This window comes from Deferribacterota bacterium (genome assembly GCA_034189185.1).
Lineage (GTDB): Bacteria > Chrysiogenota > Deferribacteres > Deferribacterales > UBA228 > UBA228.
Genome location: JAXHVM010000134.1, coordinates 1 through 5,085, shown reverse-complemented (window position 1 = coordinate 5,085; position 5,085 = coordinate 1). Strand labels below are relative to the sequence as shown.

5 protein-coding genes are annotated in these 5,085 nt (G+C 33.6%); all 5 read left to right on the top strand.

Annotated elements, in window-relative coordinates; translation table 11 throughout:
- Positions 1-196: ADP-ribosylglycohydrolase family protein (locus tag SVN78_08360; protein MDY6821617.1), on the top strand; the 196-nt coding region annotated here is incomplete at its 5' end.
- Between the two features lie 197 nt (positions 197-393).
- Positions 394-1,260 carry a nitrogenase iron protein gene (gene nifH / locus SVN78_08355; GenBank protein ID MDY6821616.1) on the top strand — a complete coding sequence of 289 codons (867 nt, stop codon included), beginning with the start codon at positions 394-396 and terminating at the stop codon, positions 1,258-1,260.
- Between the two features lie 49 nt (positions 1,261-1,309).
- Positions 1,310-2,755, top strand: a complete 1,446-nt coding sequence (gene nifD / locus SVN78_08350; GenBank protein MDY6821615.1) for a nitrogenase molybdenum-iron protein alpha chain — start codon at positions 1,310-1,312, stop codon at positions 2,753-2,755.
- A 13-nt stretch (positions 2,756-2,768) separates the two neighbouring features.
- Positions 2,769-4,286, top strand: coding sequence for a nitrogenase molybdenum-iron protein subunit beta (gene nifK, locus SVN78_08345; GenBank protein MDY6821614.1), 1,518 nt, complete (start codon positions 2,769-2,771; stop codon positions 4,284-4,286).
- Positions 4,287-4,305: 19 nt separating this feature from the next.
- Positions 4,306-5,085, top strand: a 780-nt coding sequence (locus SVN78_08340) for a nitrogenase component 1 (protein MDY6821613.1), incomplete at its 3' end; no start/stop codon positions are given.

Below are 5,085 nucleotides of genomic sequence, written 5' to 3'. Positions count from 1 at the left end.
TAACAATACATTTTACGATATTCTACTGCCAATCGTCAATAAAGGCGGTGATTGTGACACTAATGGAGCACTAGCTGGAATGTTAGCAGGTGCACTCTATGGAAGAAAGGGTTTGTATAAAGGTTGGCTAAAAAAGATCAAGAAGGAAATAAAAAGAGATATAGAAAGGCAAACGATAAAGTTATTGCAGATATGACTTACAATGTTTCTAGCATATATAAGTTAACAAAATAATACATTTGTTATAAATATCACAATTTTGTAAGATAATTAACAATATTTATATCCTTTAATAAATAGTTTTACCTCTGATAACCATAAAATACCCATTTATATATTTTGGCATTAACTTTGCATAATATAATATTGTCAATCTTAAAAAGGAGGTAATTTATGGGTATTAGACAAATTGCATTTTATGGAAAGGGAGGTATAGGAAAATCAACAACCTCTCAAAATACTGTAGCTGCCCTAGCTGAAATGGGCAAAAAAGTAATGATAGTTGGTTGTGATCCAAAGGCAGACTCAACACGATTAATATTACATGCAAAAGCACAAACTACTATTATGGAGCTTGCATCAGAGAGGGGTTCAGTAGAAGATCTAGAATTAGAGGATGTATTAAAAGAAGGTTATTTAGGCATAAGATGTGTAGAATCAGGTGGTCCTGAACCTGGCGTTGGATGTGCCGGTAGAGGTGTTATAACAGCTATCAATTTCTTGGAGGAAGAAGGGGCTTATGATGACGAGCTTGAATTTGTATCCTATGACGTTCTTGGTGATGTTGTCTGCGGTGGTTTCGCTATGCCTATTAGAGAAGGTAAAGCACAAGAAATTTATATTGTTACCTCTGGTGAAATGATGGCAATGTATGCTGCCAATAATATTTCAAAGGGAATACTAAAATATGCACATTCAGGTGGGGTAAGACTAGGAGGGCTTATTTGTAACGAAAGAAAAACAGATAAAGAATATGAATTAATTGAAGAGCTTGCAAAAAGACTAAATACAAAGATGATACATTTTGTTCCTAGAGATAACGTTGTCCAAAGAGCAGAATTAAGAAGAATGACAGTTGTTGAATACGATGGCAGCTGTAAACAAGCAGATGAATATAGAGAATTAGCAAAGAAAATCATCAACAATAAGGATTTAACTATCCCCACACCTTTAAAAATGGATGAATTAGAAGAGCTACTTATGGAGTTTGGTATTATTGATGAGGAAGTTGAAAATATGGTGGGCAAGCCTAAAAGCTAGAAAAAGCTAGAAGTATGTAAAAAATATAAAATATCATCAGGGGTTATATATGGCCATAGAGAATAAAAATTTTAATGAGACAATAGAGAAAATAATTGAGAAATATCCAGAAAAAACAAAAAAAGATAGACAAAAACATATTAAGGTTATGGTAAAAGATGAGCGCTGTAAGGACCTACCAAAATCAAATAGACGCTCAAGACCAGGTGTTATGACTATAAGGGGTTGCGCCTATGCAGGATCAAAAGGTGTTGTTTGGGGTCCTGTAAAAGATGCCATACATATTAGTCACGGGCCAGTTGGTTGCGGCCAATACTCATGGGCTGCAAGGAGAAATTACTTTAAAGGCACTGCTGGGATAGATTCTTTTGTAACAATGCAATTTACATCAGATTTTCAAGAGAATGATATTGTGTTTGGCGGTGACAAAAAACTTGAAATTATAGTAGATGAGATTGAAAAGCTTTTCCCTTTAAATAAGGGCATAACTATTCAATCAGAATGTCCAGTTGGTTTAATAGGAGATGATATAGAAGCAGTTGCCAGAAGAAAAAGTAAAGAATATAATAAGCCCATAATACCCGTTAGATGTGAAGGCTTTAGAGGAATTAGTCAATCACTAGGCCATCATATAGCCAATGATTCAATAAAAGATAATATTTACGAGAAAGACAATAAAGGATCTGAGATAAAATCTACCAAATACGATATTGCATTAATAGGAGACTATAACATAGGTGGTGATGCATGGGCCTCTAGGAAGATCCTTGAAGATATGGGGTTAAATCTTATCTCGCAATCAACAGGGGATTCAACGATTAATGAGATAGAAAATTTAGGAAGAGCAAAAGTTGTGCTTATTCACTGCTATAGATCAATGAACTATATAGCTAGATATATTGAAGAAAAGTTTGGTATACCATGGTTAGAGTTTAATTTTTTTGGACCTACTGAGATCTTTAATAGTATGAGGCACATTGCTTCATTCTTTGATGATAAGATAAAAGAGAGAACAGAATATCTAATAAATGAAAAATATGTGCCTATAACTAATAAGATTATTGAAGAATACAAGCCAAGGCTTAAAGACAAAACAGTTATGTTATATGTTGGAGGATTAAGACCGAGGCATACTATACCCGCATTTAGAGATCTAGGGATGGAGGTATTAATTACTGGTTATGAATTTGCTCATAACGACGATTATGAAAGAACAAAAAAATATTTAGAAGATGCAACCCTCGTTGTAGACGATATGAATGAATATGAGATGGAAAATCTACTTAAAAACCATAAACCAAACATGTTCGGCTCTGGTATTAAAGAGAAATACCAATCACAGAAATTGGGGGTTCCTTTTAGGCAGATGCACTCATGGGACTATTCAGGCCCCTATCATGGTATAGACGGATTTGGTGTCTTTGCTAGGGATATGGATATGACAGTTAATGGCCCAGTATGGAAGAAAATTAAAGCACCTTGGAATAAAAGTTAGGAGAGGTTATTTTATGAAAAATATTAATATTGAGGATCACAAAAGCTTATTTGAAAGAGAAGATTATAAAGAAATGCTACAAAAAAAAGCTGAATACTATGAAGATGCACATCCAACAGAAAAAGTTAATGAAATCTTAGAATGGACCAAGACAAAGGAATATAAAGAGTTAAATTTTTCTAGGAAAAGTATTGTTATTAATCCACTAAAAGCGTGCCAACCCTTAGGTGCACTCTATGCAGCAATAGGCCTAAGAGATACAATGCCCTATGTCCATGGTTCTCAAGGTTGTGCTGCTTATTTTAGATCGCATTTTTCAAGGCATTTTAGAGAACCCTTTATAACAGTTTCAGATTCAATGACTGAGGAAGCTGCTGTTTTTGGCGGTCTTAATAATATGATTGAGGGTCTAATGAATGCCTACCAATTATACAAACCAAAAGCAATAGCTGTATGCACTTCTTGTATGGCTGAAGTAATTGGGGATGACTTAAATAGTTTTATTAAAAAATCAAAAGACAGTGGATCAATACCCCCTGATTTACCTGTTATATATGCAAACACGCCTTCCTTCGTGGGTTCTCATATAGTTGGCTACGATAACATGTTGCTTAACATATTAAGCCAAATAGGCAAAAAAGACCCGTCTAAGAAAAATGATTCAATAAATATTATTATGGGATTTGATACCTATTTAGAGGATTTTAGGGAAATAAAAAATATTTGTGAATCCTTTGATATAAAATATAATATATTAAGTGATCCATCTGACGTCCTAGATTCACCGACAGATGGTAATTACACTCTTTATCGTGGTGGCACTCCACTTGAGATAATAGAAGATGCACCAAACGCAAAAGCTACATTAATACTACAAAAATACTCAACAACAAAAACAAAATCTTTCATTGAAAGGCAATGGGAACACCCAGTAAAGGTTGTAAACCCAATAGGCATAGATGGTGCCGATTCGCTAATGATGGCGTTATCTGAACTCTCAGGAAAGGATATACCAAAAAACCTTGAGGCTCAGAGAGGCATTGCAATAGATGCTATAGCAGATTCATACTATAATGTATATGGTAAAAGTTTCTCTCTTAATGCGGATCCAGACTTAGCTATAGGTTTAACAAGGTTTATATTAGAGTTAGGTGGTAAGATAAATCACATATTACTTACAAATGGCACGAAAAAATGGAAAAGGGAGGTTGAGGCAATACTCGATGAATTTGGTGTTAAAGAAGACGCAGAAGTATATTTTAAAAATGATCAATGGCATTTTAGATCCCTCCTCTTTGATAGACCACCTGATTATATTATTGGTAATGCTTATGCTAAATTTTTAAGTAGAGACACCTCTATACCTTTAATACGAATTGGTTTTCCATTACACGATAGATGTAATCTACACAGATATACTATTATTGGCTATAGAGGCATTATTAATCTACTAACATGGATAGTTAATACTATACTTGAAGATGAGGATTATAAAACAAGGAATAATCAGAGTTATGATGTAATAAAATAATAAGAAATTGGTGGATAATATGTATAAAGTAAATAATGAACTCTTTAATGAGCCAAATTGTCCAGTTAATAGGGATAAAAGTAGCAAAGAGAAAACAAAAGGTTGTAGTAGACCAATACCAGGCAAAGCCAGTGGAGGTTGTGCCTTTGATGGGGCTCAGATTGTCCTTTTACCAGTAGCTGATTGTGCTCATATTATACATGGACCAAACTTATGTTGCAGTCATAATTATTTTACAAGGGGAACAAGAACATCACACAACAAACCCTTATATAACTATGGTTTTACAACTGATTTAAGTGAACTAGATATAATCTTTGGGGCAGAAGATAAATTAGTAAATAAAATAATATCTGTATATAATGATTATAAACCATCAGCAATATTTGTATATTCTACCTGTGTTTCATCAATGATTGGAGAGGATTTAGAAAGTATATGTAAGAAAGCCAGAGAAATAATCAACATTAACGTAATACCTGTTGATTCACCAGGTTTTATAGGTAAGAAAAATTTTGGCAATAAAATAGCTGGGGATGCACTATTTAAATATGTTATAGGAACTGGTAAGCCTGAATATATAACAAATAGGGATATCTGTATCATTGGAGAATATAATATAGCAGGTGAACTTTGGAATATTTTACCTTTATTTAAGGAATTAAATATTAGAGTACTAAGTAAAATAACAGGTGATTCCACTTATAATGAAATAACCTATGCGCATCACGCAAAATGTAGTGTTGTTATCTGTAGCCAAGCATTGTTGTCATTAGCACGTAAATTAAAAACAGTCTAT